This window comes from Streptococcus constellatus, assembly GCF_902167705.1.
Classification (GTDB): domain Bacteria; phylum Bacillota; class Bacilli; order Lactobacillales; family Streptococcaceae; genus Streptococcus; species Streptococcus constellatus_A.
Map to the genome: position 1 here is coordinate 152,281 of NZ_CABHMZ010000007.1, position 19,464 is coordinate 171,744.

Sequence of the window (19,464 nt, forward strand, 5' to 3'; positions counted from 1 at the left end):
TGAAATCTCCTTTTATAAAAATTGGAAAGTTTATGAAACATCTGAAAAAAAGCAACTAACTTCGTTTTCTTAGTAGAATAATGAAAATTATATTTTTCTCAGAATTTTAAACTTTCTTTTATTGTTTAACCGTTTTCATTATAGCATTTTTTCATAAAAAAATCACGTTTTCACGTGATTATTTTCTAACTTTTTCAAGGGCTGGAATAATGGTAACCGTCAGAACCGCAGAAATAATCATTTCAGCAATGGAATTGGTTGAAATAACAGAAGCAAGCAGTAGTTGAATGTTTCCGTTATAAACTTTGGAGAATAGTAGGAAAATCCCTCCTAAAACAAAAATAGTATTTGTCAACGAACCGACGGTCCCAGCTAAAATAAGTCCAGTCTTATTTTTAAGATATTTATAAACAAAATAAGGTGTGACTCCGATTAAAATTCGCGGAACGAGAGCAATGATGAGCGAATAAATATTCCCATTAGGGACAAATGGACTAAATAGATAACTTGTTGGCAAGAGGACAATGGTACTCGTAACTAGACTAATGATTCCCATTAAAGCACCTAAAAGTGCACCAACTTTTGGTCCATAAAGGATACTAGCGATAATAACTGGAATATGAACAATTGTTGGTTTGATCGGGACGGGAAAAAGATTAAATATTACTGAACTCAATAGATGAATGACGAGCATAATAGCAAAAAAGATAGCAATTTGAGCAATATTAGATTGTTTCTTCATAAATCATTTCCTTTACTTTTTTTATAATTGTTTCTACAGAAGCAAGAGCGCCGATTCCGTGGTCACCACAGGCTAAGACGGTTTCTCTAGGCTGAATAATTTGCCAGCCGTATTTTTCTAGTTTAGATAGATTTTCTTGAGTGATTGGATTTTCATACATTTTTGTATTCATAGCAGGAGCTAGCACTTTTTTGGCTGTTATAGGCAAAGCAAGTGCAGTGCTGGTTATCATATTGTCCGCAAAGCCATTGGCTAATTTAGCGATTGTATTGGCAGAAGCAGGTGCAACCAAGAAAAGCTCTGTTTGCTTGGCAATTTCAATATGATTGACCTTGTTTGGCGCAGGCTCGTCCATGACATCTGTATGCACTAAATTTTTCGACAATACCTGCAAAGTTAAGGGGGTAATGAAATTTGTAGCTGCTTGAGACATGAGAACAGTTACATTTAGATCGTCTTTTGTCAATTGACTGACCAAGTCGGCAGCTTTATATGCAGCAATACTTCCTGTGACAGCTAGTGTAATATGTTTCATAGATTGTCCTTTGTGTGAATATGTGTCAGCAATAATTGAGCAATTTCTTCTTTAGTAGTGGCTTCTATTACGGAATCTTGTTTGACCAAGTAAGCATGATGTTGATTATTGGAAATATCATACAAGTCATTTGCCACAATTATTTCAGCTTGATTTTTAGCAAGACTGGCACGAGCAACTGCCAGTAACTCTTCCTTAGAAACATCCACTAAGAGTTTAAAACCAATTAGACGGATATGGGGATTCCATTTTTTTACTTGGCTGATAATTTTCGGTGTTTGTTTGAGAAAGAGCACTTGATATTCATCTTGTGAAGAAATCTTCCCTTGTACGTTTGTTTTGTTCAAAAACTCTGTTAAATCCTGTGAAGCAGTGATTTGGTCAAATCCTGCCATATAAATAGGGGTATAGTCGGAAACAGCCATTGAGTGAATTAAAACATCATGAGTGTTGACCAAAGGCTGCATTGTTTCCAGCAAATCTTGTACATTTTCAATGATTTGAATGGTTAAATTCGGATGAGCAGCAGGCTTGACAGCACTCTGTGTAGTGACTAAGGTGACCTGGTCGCCTTGGGCTAAGAAACTTTCCGCAATCAGTGCACCAAGTTTTCCTGTAGAGTGATTTGTAATAGAACGAACCTGATCAATTTTTTCGCTCGTTCCGCCAGAAGTAATCAATAGTTTCATAACTAAATTTTACACAAAAAAAGTTAATTCGTAAATAGAAAAGACTTTTCCGAACGTTTTTGAGAATTTTAGCTTTGAAAGTGTTTGTTTTCTTTATTTTTTGATATAATAATCCTATCAAAACTGGAGGATTCCCAATGAAAACGGATATAGAAATTGCTCAGAGTGTTGACTTGCAGCCGATTGCTGATGTGGTAGAGAAAGTCGGAATTGATTATGACGATTTGGAACTCTACGGCAAATACAAGGCTAAATTGTCTTTTAATAAGATTCAGAAATTAAAAAAGAACCCAGTTGGTAAGCTGATTCTGGTAACAGCCATCAATCCGACACCGGCCGGCGAAGGAAAATCAACTATTACTATTGGTTTGGCAGATGCCCTCAGCAAAATTGGCAAGAAAACCATGATTGCTATTCGTGAACCGTCTCTTGGACCAGTTATGGGAATCAAAGGCGGAGCCGCTGGAGGTGGTTATGCACAGGTTTTACCAATGGAAGACATCAATTTGCATTTCACAGGAGATATGCATGCGATTACCACTGCCAACAATGCTCTTTCTGCTTTGATTGACAATCATTTACATCAAGGAAATACTCTAGGAATTGACCAACGTCGCATCATCTGGAAGCGCGTGGTAGATCTGAATGACCGTGCTTTGCGGCATGTGACCGTCGGTCTAGGTAGTCCGGTTAATGGCATTCCGCGGGAAGATGGTTTTGATATTACAGTTGCATCTGAAATCATGGCTATTCTGTGCTTAGCGACAAGCATTGAGGACTTGAAAGAACGTCTAGCTAATATCGTTATTGGTTATCGTTATGATCGGACGCCTGTTTATGTTCGAGATTTGGAAGTAGAAGGGGCTCTTGCTCTCATCTTGAAAGACGCTATAAAGCCCAATCTAGTACAGACTATCTATGGCACACCGGCCTTTGTCCACGGCGGGCCATTTGCCAATATCGCTCACGGCTGTAACTCTGTTCTGGCGACGACAACAGCCCTGCATCTGGCAGACTACACGGTGACTGAAGCTGGCTTTGGTGCGGACCTGGGGGCTGAGAAATTCCTAGATATTAAAACACCCAATCTGCCGACTGCTCCAGATGTAGTAGTCATTGTTGCGACCCTCAGAGCTTTGAAAATGAACGGTGGTGTCGCTAAAGAAGACCTGACAACTGAGAATGTCGCAGCGGTTAAAGCAGGTTTTGCCAACCTTAAACGCCACGTGGAAAATATCCGTAAATTTGGTGTTCCAGCCGTAGTAGCTATCAATGAATTTGTTTCCGATACGGAAGCTGAAATTGCAGTGCTCAAGGAACTTTGTGCAGAGATTGATGTCCCTGTGGAATTGGCCAGTGTCTGGGCAGACGGAGCTGACGGTGGTTTAGCTCTTGCTGAAACTGTGATCAAAACAATTGAAACTAGCCCTGCCAACTACACTCGACTCTATGATAACGCTCTGACAGTTGAAGAAAAAATCGAGAAAATTGTCAAGGAAATCTATCGCGGAACAAAAGTCAATTTTGAAAAGAAAGCAAAAACTCAAATTTCTCAAATTGTCAAGAACGGTTGGGATAAGCTGCCAATCTGTATGGCCAAGACCCAATACAGTTTTTCAGATAATCCAACGCTTCTGGGAGCACCAGAAAACTTTGAAATTACGATTCGTGAAGTTGTTCCAAAATTGGGCGCAGGCTTTATTGTCGCCCTGACCGGTGATGTTATGACTATGCCTGGTCTGCCAAAACGCCCAGCAGCCCTCAATATGGATGTGGCTCCAGACGGCACAGCTATTGGCTTGTTCTAATCAAGATTGCAAGGAAAAAGGCTTTTGAGGAGCCTTTTTCTGGTATCAATGATTATGACTTAGCTTTTTCTTTATAGGAGATGCTTTTTTGCCAAAAAGAAGTATCGAACAAGAGTTGAGTTATTTATTCTCAGGGGAACTGACGAGCGTATTTTTATTCTGTATCGTGTATCTAATATATATAAAACCAGAAACAAGATTTGCGCCTTCGAGTGCAATCATCTATTTTCCTTTTTTCATTCTCAATTTGATTTTGATTCAAGGTGCTTTATATTGGTTAAACTGTCTAAAGAAAATCCAAAAAAAGCAAGATTTGGAAACTCGGATTGTTGCACCAATTTATAAATTCTTAAAAGTACTTGATTATATGTTGATGTTTGCTTATATACCGATTTGGCTAATGACCTTTAGAGAAAATAACACAAACGCAATGATTGGAATCGGTTTATGGCTTTTTGCTTTTTTAGAATTGGTGAACTATTTTCACTATCGGCTATCTTACTACACAAAAAATCGCTTAGGGTTACAAGTTATCAAGCCTCTCAGGTTACTAATCACTGGAAAAGCCACCAAACCTCAAATCGCAAAAGAAATTATCCTATATAATAAGAAATATAGGAAATAATCTTAGTAGTTTTTCTATTATAATAAAATATGCAATTCTAATACTCTTTACGAAATGGTAGAATTGGATGACGCACGTGAAAATTGAATTTAGTTTTATTTCTTTTGAAAAAGGAGACGCAATGAACATCAGATTTGCAAGAAAAGAAGATGCAGCAGCTTTGGTGACAATCTACGCTCCCTATGTGGAGAAGACGGCTATCACTTTTGAGTATGAGGTGCCGACTGTCGAGGAATTCGCCGATCGGATTGAGAAAATCTTGGATAAATTTCCCTACTTGATCGCTGAAGAGGACGGGGTCATTCTGGGCTATGCTTATGCTTCGACTTACTATGGACGTACGGCCTATGACTGGGTCTGCGAGCTGTCGGTTTATCTGGCTGAGGATGCACGCGGCAAGGGTCTGGGAAGCAAGCTTTATGATGCCTTAGAAGGGATTTTAGACCAACAGGGTTATATCCATTTTCTAGCTTGTATTGCACTGCCGAATGACGCCAGTATTTCTTTCCATAAAAAACGTGGTTATCAGCAAGTGGCTCATTTCCCAAAAATTGGTTACAAGTTCGGCCAGTGGCATGATACAGTTTGGTTGCAGAAGAGTTTAGATAAACCAGCAAGACCAATTAAATTAGTCAAAGATATAGGTATTGAAAATGAATGGTAATATGAAAGCAGAAGACATTTTCCAAGAATTAAAAGAAGTAGCGAACTCTGATGACGCCGTTCATATGAGAGCATATATGAAAAGCCAGTTTGAATTTTTAGGAGTTAAAACACCTATTAGGCGACAAATCTCTAAAATATTTTTTAAGAAACATCACAAATCTACGATAGATTGGGGATTTATTGACCAGGCCTGGAAGAATCCCTATCGTGAAATGCAATATGTGGTGCTAGATTACTTACAACTAAAACAAAAAGCCTTGACCTCAAACGATTTACCAAAGATAAAGAAATTAGCACAAACAAAGCCATGGTGGGACACGATTGACTTTTTGTGCCGCTCAGTAGGCTATATTAGTTTGCATTATCCTGAGACAAAGAAAATAGTATTAGATTGGAGCAGGGATGAAGATTTTTGGCTGCGGCGCCTTGCCCTTGAGCACCAATTGCTTCAAAAAGAAGAAACGGATACCGAGCTCTTGGAGCAGATCCTAATCAACAATCTGGGCCAGACAGAGTTTTTCATCAATAAGGCCATCGGCTGGGCCCTGCGAGATTACTCCAAGACCAATCCTGTCTGGGTGCAGGAGTTTATCGAAAAATACAAAGATAGACTGAGCAAACTCAGTATTAAAGAAGGAAGCAAGTATTTATGAAAAGGATAATGATAGACTTCTTTCGTTTATCTTTTTCCTTCGCACCCATTAACAATTGAAATCATTTTGAGTCAAAAGATAAAGCACAATCAGACAATTATCAATCAATAAACAAAACCTGAACCAATCCTCTAGGATAAGCCTCCTAAAGAGAATCGGTTCAGGTTTTTATTTTTCTTGAAGAAGATTGGTGATGTAATCAAAGAAATTGATTATATCTTCATTTAAAATTGTTGATGTTAGACTGGCAAGATAGATATAAAATGTTATTTTATCCTCCTTAGACAGAGGGATTTTAACCAATTTATCCTCATCGTCTGAAAGAGCAAAATCTGCTAAAAGGCTGATACCGATATTTTTACGCAGCATCTGCTTTAGCAGGGAAACGTCATCCGTCTGAAAAAAGATTTCAGCTTTATTGTGATGCTTTTGATTTAACTCACGAAAAGCTTTCAGGTGAATGAAATGCTGGTCAAGGACGATAAAAGATTCATCAATCAATTCCGAAAAGGAGAGAATTTCTTTACTGGCTAACGGATGGGATTTAGACATGACGACAAATAGTTGACTTGAAAATAACTCCCGCAAGTTTAAGGTGTTGTGCGAAAAGGAGCCGAGTGTCGCAATAAAGCTGGCATCTAAATCTCCATTTTCCAAGAGTCGAAGCAATTCGACAGAACCTCCCCGAATAGGACGGATTTTTTGGAAAACGGCAGTTTTATCATCATTTTCAGAAATAAATGACAGTAAATAATTCATAATCATCGGCGGGAATCCGACAGTCGAATAATGCGCTAATGAGCGATTGATTTCTTTATGGGCAGAAGAAAGCTCAGGCAGGATGCGCTTGAGATGGCTTAGGAGGATTTCTCCTTGCTCTGTCAAAGAAAAAGTACGATGAGACGGATCTGCTGCAATGAGTTTGCAATTAAATTCTTCTTCTAAGCGTTTTACGGCATAAGAAACAGACGGCTGACTGATGTCAAATTTCTTGGCGACAGCAGTATAAGATTGAAGCTGCGTGAGAGAATAAAAATACTCAAAATCTTTTATGTTCATGGTTACCTCTTTCTTCAAGTGTAACACAAAGAGGTGAAATTAGGGCAAAAGAAAATTGGTATAAATAAATTTTATCCGTACTGCTGTTTTTGACTATAGGAACACTTTTATTTTATAATAAAGCAAACAGAGGATGGTTTTTGAGCGACAGATCAAGCCTAAAAATCCATTTTTCTTACCCTAAAAACCAAGGAGCAGTCTATATGAAAGCACATGAAATTTTAAATAATCCTTTTTTGAATAAAGGCACAGCCTTCACAGAAGCAGAACGCAAAGAGCTTGGGCTCGTCGGACTCTTGCCGCCTTATGTCCAAACCTTGGAAGAACAGGCAGCTCAAACCTACCATCATTATCAGCAAAAAGGCAGCAATCTTGAAAAACGCTTGTTTTTGATGGAGATTTTCAATACCAACCGAACTCTCTTTTACTATCTATTTAGTCAGCATATCAAGGAATTCAACCCCATTGTCTACGACCCTACAATCGCTGATACCATCGAGGGCTATAGCGATCTCTTTGTAGATCCTCAGTATGCCGGGTATTTGGACATCAACCATCCTGAAAACATCGAAGAAATGCTGAAAAACGCGGCAGGAGACCATGAAATCCGGCTGATTGTGGTGACAGATGCAGAAGGAATCCTGGGAATCGGTGACTGGGGCACCAATGGTGTAGATATTTCAGTCGGCAAACTCATGGTCTATACTGCAGCAGCAGGAATTGATCCAAAATCCGTCTTGCCACTAGTTATTGACGCAGGAACCAATCGCAAGGAGTTGTTAGACAATCCAAATTATCTTGGAAATCGTCATGAAAGAGTTCGTGGAGACCGTTACTATGATTTTGTTGATCAATTTGTCCAAACAGCTGAGCGTCTTTTCCCTAAACTCTACCTGCATTGGGAAGACTTTGGCCGCTTAAATGCTGCAACTATTTTAAACAAATACAAAGATAGAATCCCAACTTTTAACGATGATATCCAAGGGACAGGAATTGTCACTTTGGGTGGTATCTTTGGTTCTCTGGACGTCACTGGTGAAAAACTAAGCGACCAGATCTATCTCTGCTACGGCGGCGGTACAGCGGGTGCGGGAATCGCTGCGCGTGTACACAGAGAGATGGTAGTAGATGGTTTGTCAGAAGAGGAAGCCTATAAACGCTTTTTCATGGTTGACAAGCAAGGTCTGCTCTTTGATGACATGGATGACTTAACTCCTGAGCAAAAAACCTTTGCTAAGAAACGCTCCGACTTCCCAAATGCAGATAAACTCATAGATTTGCTTGAAGTAGTGAAGACGGTCAAACCAACAATCTTAGTGGGAACTTCTACGCAGCCCAACACTTTCACCAAAGAAATCGTAGAAGCCATGTGTCAAAACACAGAACGGCCCATCATCTTCCCGCTCAGCAACCCTACAAAACTAGCAGAAGCATCTGCCGAGGACTTGATCAAATGGTCTGACGGAAAAGCCTTTGTGGCAACAGGTATCCCAGCGGATGATGTGGAGTACAAAGGTGTGACCTATCAAATCGGTCAGGCCAACAATGCTCTCATCTACCCTGGTTTAGGTCTGGGTGTCCTTGGCTCAGAGGCCAAGCTGCTGACAGATGAAATGATTGGGGCTGCAGCCCATTCCTTGAGCGGCATTGTGGATATTACCCAGCCTGGAGCTCCCGTTCTTCCGCCTTTCAAATACGTGACAGAAGTATCTATCAAGGTAGCAGAAGCCGTCGCCAAAAAAGCTCAAGAGCAGGGTCTTGCACAAGCAGCAGAGAAAGATATGGCTAAAGCAGTAGGCGATTTGAAATGGTATCCAAGATACTAAGATAGGAGGTTTTTATGAATATCTTTTTAACCTCTATTCAAAGTATCATCCCAATTATTGCAATCATTGTATTAGGCTATATCTTGCAAGTAAGGGGCTGGTTCGGAGAAGACTTCGGTCCCAATCTGTCCCGCCTCATAATGAATGTAGCCTTGCCGGTTTCAATCTTTGTCTCTGTCTTAAAGTATATGACTTTGAGCAAGCTTGTTTCGTTATCAGGAGCTCTCCTTTGGGTTTTGGTAGCTTTTGCCATCGGCTATCTCCTTGCTTTTGCGGCAGTAAAGTTATTCAAGGTGCGCCCCGGTCGTCGGGCAACCATGATTAATACTTTCGTCAATGCCAATACGATTTTTATCGGACTTCCTTTAAATGTTGCCCTCTTCGGGGACAAGGCACTTCCATATTTCCTGGTTTACTATATCGCCAACACCATCTCTACTTGGACGCTTGGAGTCTATCTGATGACGAGTGACAGTAAGACAAGAAAAAAGAAAGCAGGGCAAAAATTTGACTGGAAAAAGCTCTTGCCAGCTCCTCTGATTGGTTTTCTCGTCGCCTTAGTCTTTCTTATCTTAGGCTGGGAAGTACCTAGTTTTGCCAACAGTACCCTTACTTACATTGGAAACTTGGTAACTCCTTTGTCTCTTATTTACATTGGAATCATTTTAGCTAAAGCAGGTTTGAGCACAATTCGGTTCGATAAGGATTCTGTTGTGACCTTAGTTGGTAAATTTATCTTAGCACCAATAACAATGGTTATCCTTTTGAATTTAGTAGCAAGCGGATTGCCTGCGATGGAATACAAGACCTTCGTTGTCCAATCTGCCGCACCTGCCCTTGCAGTTCTCCCAATTCTTGCCAGTCAGGGCGGTGGTGATGTCGAATTTACGACAAATGTTGTGACATTAAGTACCGTCTTATTTGTAATTGTTATTCCAGTTGTTGTGACATTGCTTGGATAAAGCATTATTAAAAATAATAGCAAAACGCCCTGACAACAGTCGGGGCGTTAATTGATGTTAGATATTCTTTTGTTTTAGATGATGTATATGGTTGTATCTAGTATAATGGATGCTAATAATCGTCAAAATAGTGGTAACTGTCCAGATAGCATATTGGTGAATGAGTTGTGTGAGAAATCCAGTAAAAATAGCACCTCCGATGAAACTAGCAACAATCATAGAGTAATTAACAGCCTGTCTTTGAATAATATGTCTACGCTCCTTAAAACGAATGTATTCATACCAAGCAGTGACCATTTTCCGATAATTTCCTGAAGTCATCATAATCATGTAGGGATAAGACTCAATTTTTGAGCCTGTATAAGTTAGCATGACCATTCCGGTAGAGGTTGCAAGCAATATCACCCATATAAAATAATGTGAGTGAAAGAAAGGAAAGAGGAAAGTGGTAAGAGTTAACGGTAAGATTCCCCAAGTACGCCAATGAGAGCTTTTCGCCCGTTCTTTAAGCAGAATGCCAAGGATAAAACCAAGAGTAAAGAAGATAAGTGAAAGAATATGGTAAGCAGTTTTTACAGCGGCTCCATTCCAATCGGCTACGATTAAAATGATATTCCCTGTTTGGGTCGCGATCAGCGTGCTGAATTGCATATGCGAGAAAACATCCAGGCAGCCACCCACAGCTCCAAGCAAGAGAGCTATCACTCTCGTATCTTGAGGCATAGGGACAGGCTGTTTCGTTGTATCCATGACTTCATCCTCCTAGAAACTATTTTACTCTTTTAAAGAACGAATTTCAAACATAGGATAAGTTGGAAATTTTAATAATAAAAATAGTTTGACTTTTGGAATTTTCTATAGTAGAATGCTAGATATGCGATGAGTCGATAGGTGGCGCAAGCCACATATTGAGCATGGGAGGTCATATATGCAGGAGCGGACCTTGATGAGTTGTGTGAACCTGCTCATCACACGAAAGTGCCCTTAGGGAGTGGGACTACGAACTAAAAATTTTCGATTTTTAGTTCGTAGTCCCACCCCCGCAAGGTTGGTTAGGTGCTCTTCCGAGCTTGAAAAGCGAATGAAGAGCCCAATCACCTACTGCGTTATTCGTTTATTACTAAATCTGATAGAAGCTGGGACACTTTTTGCCCAGCCTCTTTTTTTTCTTATAAGTCTTTTCAATTCTTTAGAAAAGTAGTATAATACCAGCAATACACAAATTTTTTGAAAATTCAGAGAGGTATGTTATGGGATACACAGTTGCTGTGGTAGGTGCTACAGGTGCCGTTGGAGCTCAAATGATCAAAATGCTGGAAGAATCAACTCTTCCAATTGAAAAAGTACGCTACTTGGCTTCAGCTCGTTCTGCTGGGAAGAAACTACCCTTTAAAGATCAAGAAGTAGTGATTGAGGAAACAACTGAGGAAGCTTTTGCTGGTGTTGATATTGCCCTCTTTTCAGCAGGTGGCTCAACCTCTGCTAAGTATGCTCCGTACGCTGTCAAGGCAGGAGCTGTTGTGGTGGATAACACTTCTTATTTCCGTCAGAATCCTGATGTTCCTTTGGTTGTACCAGAGGTCAATGCACATGCACTTGATGCTCATAACGGAATTATCGCCTGCCCAAATTGCTCCACTATCCAGATGATGGTGGCGCTGGAACCTGTTCGTCAGAAATGGGGTCTAGAGCGTATCATCGTATCGACCTATCAGGCTGTGTCTGGTGCTGGTATGGGAGCTATTCTTGAGACTCAGCGTGAATTACGTGAAGTCTTAAATGATGGAGTCAATCCGCGTGATGTCAAGGCAGAAATTTTGCCTTCTGGTGGCGATAAAAAGCACTATCCGATTGCTTTTAATGCTCTTCCTCAAATTGATGTTTTCACGGACAATGACTACACCTACGAAGAGATGAAAATGACCAATGAAACCAAAAAAATCATGGAAGACGACACGATTGCGGTTTCTGCCACTTGTGTTCGCATCCCTGTTCTTTCGGCGCACTCAGAGTCTGTCTACATTGAGACCAAGGAAGTAGCGCCGATTGAGGAAGTCAAGGCAGCCATTTCAGACTTCCCAGGAGCAGTTCTTGAGGATGATGTCGCTCACCAAATCTATCCGCAAGCCATCAACGCTGTTGGTTCACGTGATACCTTTGTTGGTCGTATCCGTAAAGACCTAGATGCTGAAAAAGGAATCCACATGTGGGTGGTTTCAGATAACCTGCTTAAAGGTGCTGCTTGGAATTCTGTTCAAATCGCTGAAACTTTGCATGAGCGTGGCTTAGTACGCCCGACAGCAGAAGTTGTTTTTGAGATGAAGTGAAGTATAAGATAGCATTCATATTCATTGTACTTTGCAAGCTAGGAGGACGAGGTTTATGTCTATAGAAGATTTAAAAAAAGCTAGAATCATAACAGCGCTTGTAACACCGTTTAAAGAGGACGGTAGTATTAACTTTGAAGCTCTTCCTAAGCTGATTGAGCACCTTCTAGCGCATCATACAGAAGGACTGATTATCGCAGGAACGACAGGCGAAAGCCCAACTCTGACGCATGAAGAGGAGCTAGAATTATTTGCAGCAGTTCAAAAGATTGTAAAAGGGCGAGTTCCGTTGATAGCCGGAATTGGTACAAATGATACTCGAGATTCAGTTGAATTCGCGCGTGAAGTTGACAAATTTGGTGGTTTTGCTGCCGGACTTGCAGTGACTCCTTATTACAACAAACCAACTCAAGAAGGACTATATCAGCATTATAAAGCGATTGCGGAAGCTTCAAATCTGCCAGTCATCGTTTATAATGTTCCTAGCCGAACGGTTGCTGGTTTGACGGTGGAAACTTCGTTGCGCTTGGCGCAATTGCCAAATATTATTGCTATCAAAGATTGTACAGGCATAGATGCTCTTACCCATTTGGTTGAAAACGCTCCACAGGACTTTCTAATTTATACTGGGGAAGACGGACAAGCTTTTCATGCAAAGGCAATCGGAGCACAGGGCGTTATATCTGTTGCGGCTCATACCAATGGAGATGACTTTTATGAAATGTTTGCTGCTTTAGATGAGGGTAAGCTGAAAAAAGCTGCTCAGATTCAACGTCGGCTGTTACCCAAAATAGAAGCTCTCTTTTCTGTAACTAGCCCAGCACCACTTAAAGCTGTGCTAAATTCTCAAGGATTTGAAGTCGGACCACTTCGCCTCCCGCTTGTTGCTTGTACAGAGACAGAAAAAGCCTCTATTCTTCCATTTTTTGAAGATTGAAATTAAGCATTTTAGATTTGTAAAAAGTCGTAAAAATGTTGTTAAAATTTATTGTGAAGTAGTTAATTTTTTCATTACGGAGGACTTTGGCATCCAATGCAATTCCACTAATAAGGAAATTTAGTAAGAGTTATGATCAGTATTACAAAAAAATGCTTATTGCAAACGAGCAATATTTGAAAGCTAGAGAGTTATAAGAGTATAAGGCATCTACTCCGAGTGAGCTGGTGCTTTTTTCAAAAATTTAATGTATCTGCTAACCAAAAAAGATAGATTTTCCCTCTAGCTATAAAAAATTATCAAAAACTCTTGCAATCTTCTTTTTCTTATGTTACAATAATCATTGGTTTGAAAAAACTGCCTAAGACAGTAGGGGAGCTTGACTCATAAAGATCCTACCGAGGACAAAACGGATCATGTAAAAGAAACGTATTGTACTTTCGTGTCTAGGTTTGGGCGCGTTTTTCTTTTGGAAAAATTCCCCAAGCAAATAATTACGGAGGTGAAACACTAAATGAGTGAAGCAAGTATTGCTAAAAAAGCGGAACTAGTTGATGTAGTTGCTGAAAAAATGAAAGCAGCTGCAAGTATCGTTGTTGTTGATGCTCGTGGTCTTACAGTTGAACAAGACACAGTTCTTCGTCGTAATCTTCGTGGAAGCGAAGTTGAGTATAAAGTCATTAAAAACTCAATCTTACGTCGTGCAGCTGAAAAAGCTGGACTTGAAGGTCTTGCTGATGCGTTTGTTGGACCATCTGCTGTTGCATTTTCAAATGAAGATGTTATAGCACCAGCAAAAATCATCAATGATTTTGCTAAAGAAGCTGATGCACTTGAAATTAAAGGTGGAGCTATTGAAGGTGCTGTTGCATCTAAAGAAGAAATCGTTGCTCTTGCAACTCTTCCAAATCGCGAAGGACTTCTATCTATGCTACTATCTGTACTTCAAGCACCAGTTCGCAACGTTGCTCTTGCAGTCAAAGCGGTTGCAGAGAACAAAGAAGAGGCAGCTTAATCTTAAGTTGCGCGTAGCCTATGCTACAAACTAATAATAAATAACGAAAACATATTTGGAGGAAATAACAATGGCATTGAACATTGAAAATATTATTGCTGAAATTAAAGAAGCTTCAATTCTTGAATTGAACGACCTTGTAAAAGCTATCGAAGAAGAATTTGGTGTAACTGCAGCTGCTCCTGTAGCTGTAGCTGCTGCTGGTGCTGGTGAAGCTGCCGCTGCAAAAGATTCATTTGACGTTGAATTGACTGCAGCAGGCGACAAGAAAGTCGGCGTTATCAAAGCTGTTCGTGAAATCACAGGTCTTGGTCTTAAAGAAGCTAAAGAACTTGTTGATGGAGCACCAACTGTTGTTAAAGAAGGTGTTGCAACTGCAGAAGCAGAAGAAATCAAAACTAAATTGGAAGAAGCTGGAGCTTCAGTTACTCTTAAATAATAGAGCACCGCAAGAGATTGCGGAAACCTAATAAATCAAGGTTTTAAGGTTGCTTAAGGCGATTTAAAATCAGAGGAATAATGTCATTCCCCAATGACCCTACTAAGAATTTATCTTAGTGGGGTTTTTGTTTTCTTGAGAATTCCCTTTATTCATGATAGAATAAATAGGATAATGCTAGTATTTGGAGAGAAAATGAACTATTATAATGTTGGAAAAATTGTAAATACGCAAGGTTTGCAAGGTGAAATGCGCGTTATGTCCGTAACTGATTTTACAGAGGAGCGTTTTAAAAAAGGAAATGTTTTAGCTCTTTTTGATAAAAAGGAACATTTTGTCATGAATGTGGAAATTGCTAGTCATCGTAAGATGAAAAATTTTGATATTATCAAATTCAAAGGAATGTACCATATCAATGACATTGAGAAATATCGTGATTTTACTTTGAAAGTGGCTGAAGAAGACTTATCGGATTTAGATGAGGGCGAATTTTATTATCATGAAATTATTGGCTTAAATGTTTATGAACAGGATATTTTGATTGGAACCATTAAAGAAATTTTGCAGCCGGGTGCCAATGATGTCTGGGTGGTAAAGCGTAAAGGTAAGCGCGATTTACTCTTGCCTTATATTCCACCTGTTGTGCTGAATATTGATCTTGAAAATAATCGAGTAGATGTGGAAATTCCGGAAGGGCTGGATGATGAAGATTGATATTTTAACATTATTTCCGGAGATGTTTGCCCCGCTGGAGCATTCAATAGTTGGTAAGGCACGTGAAAAAGGATTGCTAGAGATTCACTATCATAATTTTCGAGAAAATGCAGAGAAGTTGCGACATGTTGATGATGAGCCTTATGGAGGCGGTCAGGGAATGTTGCTCAGAGCGCAACCGATTTTTGATGCTTATGATGCGATTGAAAAAAAGCAACCACGGGTTATTTTGTTAGATCCCGCTGGTCGAACATTTAATCAAGCCTATGCGGAAGAACTTTCTCAAGAAGAAGAATTGATCTTTATTTGTGGGCATTATGAAGGTTATGATGAGCGGATTAAAAGTTTGGTGACAGACGAGGTCTCTCTTGGAGATTATGTTTTGACCGGTGGAGAGTTGGCTGCTATGACGATGATTGATGCGACGGTACGACTGATTCCTGAAGTTCTTGGTAAGGAAGTTAGTCATACTGATGACAGTTTTTCATCAGGTCTTTTAGAATATCCTCAATATACGCGCCCTTATGATTTTCGTGGAATGGTTGTGCCAGATATTTTGATGAGCGGTCATCATGAAAATATTCGAAAATGGCGTCTGTATGAGAGTCTGAAAAAGACTTACGAGCGTCGTCCAGATTTGCTAGAAAAATATGAGTTCACAGCAGAAGAAACTGAAATGTTGGAAGAGATTCGTAAAGAAAAGAATAATTGATGTATAAGACTAAAAGTTTTCTAATGTGGTTTAGGAAGCTTTTTTATTATTGTTAGAAAAACAGATAAAAAATTCTTGACAGCTAATTTCTATCATGGTATCATATTAACCAGTTAATAAACTGGTTAAACACTAGTTAAGGAGTGATATATGAAATTAAGGAAATATCTATTTTCTATTTTTGTGGTAGGATTGACTTTGTTGTTGACAGCGTGTGGAACAAGTACAAAAAAACAGAGTAAAGGTCTGAAAATTGTAACAAGTTTTTATCCGATTTATGCTATGGTCAAAGAAGTATCAGGCGATTTAAATGATGTTCGGATGATTCAATCCAGTAGCGGTATTCATTCCTTTGAACCATCAGCGAATGATGTAGCTGCTATCTATGATGCGGATGTCTTTGTTTACCATTCTCATACACTAGAGTCATGGGCAGGAAAATTGGATCCAAATCTAAAAAAATCCAAAGTGAAGGTGCTTGAAGCGTCAGAAGGTATGAAGCTGGAGCGTGTACCGGGATTAGAAGATGTTGCTGCTGGTGAGGGAGTGGATGAAAAAACTCTTTATGATCCGCATACCTGGTTAGATCCAGAAAAAGTAGCAGAAGAAGCGCAAATCATCGCTGATAAACTTTCGAAGATTGATAGTAAAAATAAAGAAACCTATCAAAAAAATGCGAAAGAGCTGGCATCTAAGGCAAAAGAGTTGACTAAAAAATATCAGCCGATTTTCAAAGCAGCGAAACAAAAAACGTTTGTGACGCAGCATACGGCCTTTTCTTACTTGGCAAAGCGATTTGGATTGACTCAATTGGGGATTGCTGGGATTTCACCAGAGCAAGAGCCTAGTCCGCGTCAGCTGACGGAAATCGAAGAGTTTGTGAAACAATACAAGGTCAAAACAATTTTCGTGGAAAGCAATGCGTCATCAAAAGTTGCTAAAACCTTGGTCAAATCCACAGGGGTGAAATTAAAAGAATTGAATCCTTTGGAAGCTGACCCACAAAATAATAAAACTTATCTTGAAAATCTAGACGCCAATCTAGCGGTATTGGCAAAAGAATTGAAAAAATGAGGAGAAAAATGAAGAAAAAATATATTGTTGGATCTATTGCAGTTCTTGCATTGAGCATTTGTGCGTATGAGCTAGGGCGTTATCAAAGTGTTTCTAGCAAAGCAGACAATCGTGTAGCTTATGTTGATAGTAAGTCCAAAGCCAAAGCAAAAAAGTCTGAGAATTTGACTCCTGATGAAGTGAGTGCCAAAGAAGGAATCAACGCAGAGCAGATTGTCGTTAAGATTACAGACCAAGGCTACGTAACGTCTCACGGAGATCATTATCACTATTACAATGGAAAAGTTCCTTATGATGCCATTATCAGTGAGGAGCTAATCATGCGCGATCCAAACTACACTTTGCAGCAGTCTGATATTGTCAACGAAGTAAAAGACGGCTACATTATTAAGGTGAATGGCAAGTATTATCTTTATCTGAAAGATCCAAATCACACCAGCAATGTTCGGACAAAAGAAGAAATTGCTCGTCAAAGGGAAGAATACAGTGGGAAAGGGCATAAGGGCGCAAAAGGAACTGTAACAACAGCTGTCAAAGAAGCTCGTGCGCAAGGTCGTTATACGACAGATGATGGCTATGTCTTCAATCCAACTGATGTCATTGAGGATACAGGTGATGCTTTTATCGTTCCGCATGGCAATCATTTCCACTACATTCCAAAGAGTGATTTATCGCCTAGTGAATTGGCGGCGGCTCAAAACTATTGGGACAATAAAACAGGCAAAAGTCGTCCACAATATCCGTCCAATTCAGGTCAAATTCCTCAGTCAAACGGAGGAATGAGCCATCCATCGTTGGACTATCGTCCTGCTAATCCGGGAACGTCTAATCATACAGGAAATCAGCAAACTCAGCCTTCTCAACCAGCTCCAAAACAAACTGAACCGAAGCGCGGAAATAAAGCTGAAATCATTAAATTGCTGCGGCAATTGTATGCGACTCCTTTGAGTCAACGGCATGTAGAATCAGACGGTCTGGTATTTGACCCAGCACAGATTACAAAGCGGACTTCTAATGGAGTGGCTGTTCCGCACGGCAATCATTATCATTTTATTTATTATCGTGACATGTCTGAATTGGAACGAAAGATTGCTCAGATGATAACGCCGGGCGAGGACTATTCAGAAGCTAAGCAATCGGATCAAGCGCAACAAGATCATCAAGCAACACCAGATAAAAATCAGCAAGATACTGGCAAAACTTCTGATAAAAACGAGAAGAAAGAAGAACCTGCTGAAACAGAAGTTAGTGATGAGCAAATCAAAACTTTCCTTGCTAAAGCAGAAGCTTTGTTAGAGAAGGTTTCAGATGCACGTCAAAAAGCAAACTTTGAAGAACAAATAAATGGTCTCAACTCAAATCTGTTATTAGGTATAGAGGAGAAAGAGAGCCTGCTTGCGAAAGCAAAAGCCTTGTTAGCCGAAATGGTGAAAGCAACTGGTTCAGATAATGATTCTGCTAGCCAAAACACAGAATTTGCAAAGAAAGCGAAAGTTGTGTTGATGTCTATCCGAAAAGCATTGGAAGAAAAAGGAAATGCAAGTGATAAACTGGCTCAAGTGAATGATTTGCTCCAAAAAGTGGCAGACAAGAATGCGGATAAATTGGCTTTGCTAGACCAAGTCTTGAAACTCTCCGCCGAAGTGCACCCTGACCGCGCAGGCAAAGCAAATTCGCAAATTGCTTATACGGCTGATGAAGTTGCGCTAGCTAAAGCTGCAGGTCGTTATGCGACATCAGACGGTTATATCTTTGATCCGCATGATGTGACAGAGGAGCAGGGAGATGGCTACACTGCGCCACACATGACACACAGCCATTATATTCCTAAGAAGGATTTGTCAGAATCTGAGCGTAAGGCGACAGAAGAATATCTGAAAACCAAAGCGCTGAATGAAAAGAAAGAAGACAAGCCTAAAACTGATCCAAAGCAACCTCAAAAAGAAAGTGCGCAATCAATCTATGAACGCGTGACACCAGCTAAAAAAGTGCCGGTTGAGGCAATGCCATATCATACAGCTTATGTTGTGGATTACAAGAATGGGCAATTGATTATTCCGCACCATGATCACTATCACAATATTTCTCTCTCTTGGTTTGACGAAGGTCTTTACAACGCGCCAGATGGTTATAGCATGGAAGATTTCCTTGCTACGGTGAAATATTATGTGCAAAATCCAAACGATCGTCCTCACTCTGATGATGGTTTTGGTAATGACAGCGACCATGGCAAGCAAAACCAATCAGATGATGGCAAGAATTATGCACCAAATGAAGAGCCAGAAGATAAGAAAGACGACTCTGCAAGTAAAGAGGTAGATGATGAAAAGGAAAATTCAGAAGGGACTGAAAAACCAACAGTTAATGCTGAAGAAGAAGCTGAAAAGGCACGCGCAGCAAGCTATGGATTGTCTCTGCAAGATTTCCGAGCAAAAATGATTAACATTGCTTTTAAATATGGTTTGAGCTTAGAAAACTTTACCTATCATCCTGAAAACAAGACAGTCAGCTACACTGATTCGACAGGAACTGTCAAGTCTATCAATGTACTTACAGGAAAATTGGTTTCTTAATAATACCCCCCCTCAAGAGTTGGAAATTGACTTTCCAGCTCTTTTGTTATTCTATGTTTATAAAGGGAAGTTTTATCTTGTCCGCCAGGCTGATAAGACAAACTAAAA

The 19,464-nt window shown here is 39.9% G+C and carries 19 protein-coding genes and 1 other annotated feature; of the genes, 14 read left to right on the forward strand and 5 right to left on the reverse strand.

What is annotated here, in order from left to right:
• Positions 1 to 178: 178 nt before the first annotated feature.
• Genes FQ204_RS02625 through FQ204_RS02635 form a run of 3 tightly spaced genes read right to left on the reverse strand, consistent with a single transcriptional unit; the run spans position 179 to position 1,966 of the window.
• Positions 179 to 742: an ECF transporter S component gene (locus FQ204_RS02625; protein WP_144208280.1), complete on the reverse strand. Its 564-nt coding sequence runs from the start codon at positions 740 to 742 to the stop codon at positions 179 to 181.
• Positions 726 to 1,277 carry a phosphopantothenoylcysteine decarboxylase gene (gene coaC / locus FQ204_RS02630; RefSeq protein ID WP_144208283.1) on the reverse strand — a complete coding sequence of 184 codons (552 nt, stop codon included), beginning with the start codon at positions 1,275 to 1,277 and terminating at the stop codon, positions 726 to 728. The genes FQ204_RS02625 and coaC overlap by 17 nt, the downstream gene beginning before the upstream one ends.
• A complete protein-coding gene (locus FQ204_RS02635; RefSeq protein WP_144208286.1) occupies positions 1,274 to 1,966 on the reverse strand; it encodes a phosphopantothenate--cysteine ligase in 693 nt (230 codons plus the stop codon). The genes coaC and FQ204_RS02635 overlap by 4 nt, the downstream gene beginning before the upstream one ends.
• 137 nt (positions 1,967 to 2,103) lie before the next feature.
• Here FQ204_RS02635 and FQ204_RS02640 point away from each other — a divergent pair, with 137 nt between their 5' ends.
• From FQ204_RS02640 to FQ204_RS02655, 4 genes are all read left to right on the forward strand, one after another.
• Positions 2,104 to 3,774 carry a formate--tetrahydrofolate ligase gene (locus FQ204_RS02640; RefSeq protein WP_144208290.1) on the forward strand — a complete coding sequence of 557 codons (1,671 nt, stop codon included), beginning with the start codon at positions 2,104 to 2,106 and terminating at the stop codon, positions 3,772 to 3,774.
• Positions 3,775 to 3,862: 88 nt separating this feature from the next.
• Positions 3,863 to 4,399: a hypothetical protein gene (locus tag FQ204_RS02645; RefSeq protein ID WP_144208293.1), complete on the forward strand. Its 537-nt coding sequence runs from the start codon at positions 3,863 to 3,865 to the stop codon at positions 4,397 to 4,399.
• Between the two features lie 121 nt (positions 4,400 to 4,520).
• A complete protein-coding gene (locus tag FQ204_RS02650) occupies positions 4,521 to 5,063 on the forward strand; it encodes a GNAT family N-acetyltransferase (RefSeq protein WP_144208296.1) in 543 nt (180 codons plus the stop codon).
• Position 5,064: 1 nt separating this feature from the next.
• Positions 5,065 to 5,718 carry a DNA alkylation repair protein gene (locus tag FQ204_RS02655; protein WP_144208299.1) on the forward strand — a complete coding sequence of 218 codons (654 nt, stop codon included), beginning with the start codon at positions 5,065 to 5,067 and terminating at the stop codon, positions 5,716 to 5,718.
• Positions 5,719 to 5,886: 168 nt separating this feature from the next.
• On the opposite strand, the gene FQ204_RS02660 is transcribed toward FQ204_RS02655, so the two are convergent.
• The gene (locus tag FQ204_RS02660; RefSeq protein ID WP_144208302.1) at positions 5,887 to 6,777 is read right to left on the reverse strand and encodes a LysR family transcriptional regulator; all 891 of its coding nucleotides are present in this window, start codon (positions 6,775 to 6,777) and stop codon (positions 5,887 to 5,889) included.
• Between the two features lie 203 nt (positions 6,778 to 6,980).
• On the opposite strand from FQ204_RS02660, the gene FQ204_RS02665 reads away from it, so the two are divergent.
• Together FQ204_RS02665 and FQ204_RS02670 are read left to right on the forward strand one after the other, a co-directional pair.
• Positions 6,981 to 8,603 carry a malolactic enzyme gene (locus tag FQ204_RS02665; RefSeq protein WP_144208305.1) on the forward strand — a complete coding sequence of 541 codons (1,623 nt, stop codon included), beginning with the start codon at positions 6,981 to 6,983 and terminating at the stop codon, positions 8,601 to 8,603.
• 14 nt (positions 8,604 to 8,617) lie between these two features.
• Positions 8,618 to 9,565, forward strand: coding sequence for an AEC family transporter (locus FQ204_RS02670; protein ID WP_144208309.1), 948 nt, complete (start codon positions 8,618 to 8,620; stop codon positions 9,563 to 9,565).
• Between the two features lie 57 nt (positions 9,566 to 9,622).
• Here FQ204_RS02670 and FQ204_RS02675 read toward each other — a convergent pair whose 3' ends face one another.
• A complete protein-coding gene (locus FQ204_RS02675) occupies positions 9,623 to 10,315 on the reverse strand; it encodes a YoaK family protein (protein ID WP_144208312.1) in 693 nt (230 codons plus the stop codon).
• Positions 10,316 to 10,815: 500 nt separating this feature from the next.
• On the opposite strand from FQ204_RS02675, the gene FQ204_RS02680 reads away from it, so the two are divergent.
• From FQ204_RS02680 to FQ204_RS02715, 8 genes are all read left to right on the forward strand, one after another.
• Positions 10,816 to 11,892: an aspartate-semialdehyde dehydrogenase gene (locus FQ204_RS02680; RefSeq protein WP_144208315.1), complete on the forward strand. Its 1,077-nt coding sequence runs from the start codon at positions 10,816 to 10,818 to the stop codon at positions 11,890 to 11,892.
• A gap of 55 nt (positions 11,893 to 11,947) precedes the next feature.
• Positions 11,948 to 12,829 carry a 4-hydroxy-tetrahydrodipicolinate synthase gene (gene dapA, locus FQ204_RS02685; protein WP_144208318.1) on the forward strand — a complete coding sequence of 294 codons (882 nt, stop codon included), beginning with the start codon at positions 11,948 to 11,950 and terminating at the stop codon, positions 12,827 to 12,829.
• A 342-nt stretch (positions 12,830 to 13,171) separates the two neighbouring features.
• Positions 13,172 to 13,306: a sequence feature (ribosomal protein L10 leader region), on the forward strand.
• Positions 13,307 to 13,343: 37 nt separating this feature from the next.
• A complete protein-coding gene (gene rplJ, locus FQ204_RS02690) occupies positions 13,344 to 13,844 on the forward strand; it encodes a 50S ribosomal protein L10 (protein ID WP_144208321.1) in 501 nt (166 codons plus the stop codon).
• Between the two features lie 70 nt (positions 13,845 to 13,914).
• The gene (rplL, locus tag FQ204_RS02695) at positions 13,915 to 14,283 is read left to right on the forward strand and encodes a 50S ribosomal protein L7/L12 (RefSeq protein WP_003024225.1); all 369 of its coding nucleotides are present in this window, start codon (positions 13,915 to 13,917) and stop codon (positions 14,281 to 14,283) included.
• A gap of 195 nt (positions 14,284 to 14,478) precedes the next feature.
• A complete protein-coding gene (gene rimM / locus FQ204_RS02700) occupies positions 14,479 to 14,997 on the forward strand; it encodes a ribosome maturation factor RimM (RefSeq protein ID WP_144208324.1) in 519 nt (172 codons plus the stop codon).
• Complete coding sequence (gene trmD, locus FQ204_RS02705) at positions 14,987 to 15,709, forward strand: tRNA (guanosine(37)-N1)-methyltransferase TrmD (RefSeq protein ID WP_144208416.1); 723 nt, start codon at positions 14,987 to 14,989, stop codon at positions 15,707 to 15,709. Before rimM ends, trmD begins: the two co-directional genes overlap by 11 nt.
• Before the next feature lie 150 nt (positions 15,710 to 15,859).
• The gene (locus FQ204_RS02710) at positions 15,860 to 16,783 is read left to right on the forward strand and encodes a metal ABC transporter solute-binding protein, Zn/Mn family (protein ID WP_144208327.1); all 924 of its coding nucleotides are present in this window, start codon (positions 15,860 to 15,862) and stop codon (positions 16,781 to 16,783) included.
• An 8-nt stretch (positions 16,784 to 16,791) separates the two neighbouring features.
• Complete coding sequence (locus FQ204_RS02715; protein WP_144208330.1) at positions 16,792 to 19,356, forward strand: pneumococcal-type histidine triad protein; 2,565 nt, start codon at positions 16,792 to 16,794, stop codon at positions 19,354 to 19,356.
• Positions 19,357 to 19,464 lie beyond the last annotated feature (108 nt).

Bases quoted from the DNA above. Each gene is read 5' to 3' on its own strand.
- FQ204_RS02640 (WP_144208290.1), top strand. From the start codon at position 2,104: ATGAAAACGGATATAGAAATTGCTCAGAGTGTTGACTTGCAGCCGATT.
- rplJ (WP_144208321.1), top strand. From the start codon at position 13,344: ATGAGTGAAGCAAGTATTGCTAAAAAAGCGGAACTAGTTGATGTAGTT.
- coaC (WP_144208283.1), bottom strand. From the start codon at position 1,277: ATGAAACATATTACACTAGCTGTCACAGGAAGTATTGCTGCATATAAA.
- FQ204_RS02635 (WP_144208286.1), bottom strand. From the start codon at position 1,966: ATGAAACTATTGATTACTTCTGGCGGAACGAGCGAAAAAATTGATCAG.
- dapA (WP_144208318.1), top strand. From the start codon at position 11,948: ATGTCTATAGAAGATTTAAAAAAAGCTAGAATCATAACAGCGCTTGTA.
- FQ204_RS02660 (WP_144208302.1), bottom strand. From the start codon at position 6,777: ATGAACATAAAAGATTTTGAGTATTTTTATTCTCTCACGCAGCTTCAA.
- FQ204_RS02665 (WP_144208305.1), top strand. From the start codon at position 6,981: ATGAAAGCACATGAAATTTTAAATAATCCTTTTTTGAATAAAGGCACA.
- trmD (WP_144208416.1), top strand. From the start codon at position 14,987: ATGAAGATTGATATTTTAACATTATTTCCGGAGATGTTTGCCCCGCTG.
- FQ204_RS02680 (WP_144208315.1), top strand. From the start codon at position 10,816: ATGGGATACACAGTTGCTGTGGTAGGTGCTACAGGTGCCGTTGGAGCT.
- FQ204_RS02670 (WP_144208309.1), top strand. From the start codon at position 8,618: ATGAATATCTTTTTAACCTCTATTCAAAGTATCATCCCAATTATTGCA.
- FQ204_RS02675 (WP_144208312.1), bottom strand. From the start codon at position 10,315: ATGGATACAACGAAACAGCCTGTCCCTATGCCTCAAGATACGAGAGTG.
- FQ204_RS02625 (WP_144208280.1), bottom strand. From the start codon at position 742: ATGAAGAAACAATCTAATATTGCTCAAATTGCTATCTTTTTTGCTATT.
- FQ204_RS02650 (WP_144208296.1), top strand. From the start codon at position 4,521: ATGAACATCAGATTTGCAAGAAAAGAAGATGCAGCAGCTTTGGTGACA.
- FQ204_RS02710 (WP_144208327.1), top strand. From the start codon at position 15,860: ATGAAATTAAGGAAATATCTATTTTCTATTTTTGTGGTAGGATTGACT.
- rplL (WP_003024225.1), top strand. From the start codon at position 13,915: ATGGCATTGAACATTGAAAATATTATTGCTGAAATTAAAGAAGCTTCA.
- FQ204_RS02715 (WP_144208330.1), top strand. From the start codon at position 16,792: ATGAAGAAAAAATATATTGTTGGATCTATTGCAGTTCTTGCATTGAGC.
- FQ204_RS02655 (WP_144208299.1), top strand. From the start codon at position 5,065: ATGAAAGCAGAAGACATTTTCCAAGAATTAAAAGAAGTAGCGAACTCT.
- rimM (WP_144208324.1), top strand. From the start codon at position 14,479: ATGAACTATTATAATGTTGGAAAAATTGTAAATACGCAAGGTTTGCAA.